The 1,206-nt window shown below is 63.9% G+C and carries 1 protein-coding gene and 1 pseudogene; both read left to right on the top strand.

Annotated features, from left to right (window positions below; genetic code table 11):
* Window positions 1–263: pseudogene (locus tag ABIB26_RS23685) on the top strand (ABC transporter substrate-binding protein); the annotation flags it as partial.
* A 35-nt stretch (window positions 264–298) separates the two neighbouring features.
* Window positions 299–1,206: amino acid ABC transporter permease (locus ABIB26_RS23680; protein WP_354248654.1), on the top strand; the 908-nt coding region annotated here is incomplete at its 3' end.

The following is a 1,206-nucleotide window of genomic DNA, read 5'->3' as shown; positions in this document are numbered from 1 at the left end:
TCGACGCCATGGCAGCCGACTCCCCCATCATCGGCTACGCCCTGACCCAGACCGGCGGCCAGCTCGAAAAGCTCGGCGACGTGTACGACTCCGCCCCGCAGGGCATCGCCGTGGCCAAGTCCGACACCGCACTGGCCGACGTCATCCAGAAGACTGTCACGAAGCTCATCGAAAACGGTTCGTATAAGAAGATCCTGCAGGGCTGGGGCAACGCCGAAGGCGCCATCACCAAGTCCGAGGTCAACCCGGCGGCCGGATCTTGAGTCTTCCCGCAGCCGACCACAAATCAGGTGCACAGATGGACCGCCACCAGGAGAACCACGCAGCACCGGTGCTGAATAAGGCAGTGCCGGTGCGGCATCCGGGCCGGTGGATCAGCGCTCTGATCATTCTCGGAGTGCTGGCCCTGTTCCTGCAGAGCCTGGTCACGAACCCCAACTTCCGCTGGGACATCGTGGGGAGCTACATCCTGGACACTAAGGTGGTCCAGGGTGTCGGCTGGACGCTGCTGCTGACTGTTGCCTCCATGGCCCTGGCGATTGTCCTTGCCATCCTCCTGGCGTTCATGCGCCAGTCGGAAAACCCGGTGTTCCGCTGGTCCAGCTGGGTCTGGGTATGGTTCTTCCGCGGCACTCCCGTGTACACCCAGTTGATCTTTTGGGGACTGATTTCCGTCCTGTACCCCAAGATCAGCGCGGGCGTCCCGTTCGGCCCGGAGTTCTTCAGCCTGGACACCAGCGCCGTCGTCACTGCCCTGGCTGCGGCGATCCTGGGCCTTGGCCTGAACGAGTCCGCCTATCTGGCGGAAATCTTCCGGGCCGGCCTCAAGTCCGTGGACCGGGGCCAGATGGAAGCCGCCGAGGCCCTGGGCATGGGCAAGACCAAGATCATGTGGCGGATCATCCTGCCGCAGGCCATGCGCGTGATCGTGCCCCCGACCGGCAACGAAACCATCGGCATGCTGAAGACCACGTCCCTGGTCCTTGCAGTGCCGTTTACGCTGGACCTGACCTTCGCCACCAACACCCTGGCCAACCGGACGTACCTGCCCGTGCCGCTGCTGATCGTGGCAGCCATCTGGTATCTCGTCATCACCAGCCTGCTGATGGTGGGCCAGCACTTCATCGAGGCCTACTACGGCAAGGGCGTGGACAATCTGGTTCCCGCCGCCATGAACCCGGCGGCCGCCAAGGCTGCTGCCGCAGT

It is taken from the genome of Arthrobacter sp. UYEF20, from assembly GCF_040546335.1.
GTDB lineage: Bacteria > Actinomycetota > Actinomycetes > Actinomycetales > Micrococcaceae > Arthrobacter.
This window is presented reverse-complemented; position numbering and strand designations above follow the sequence as displayed.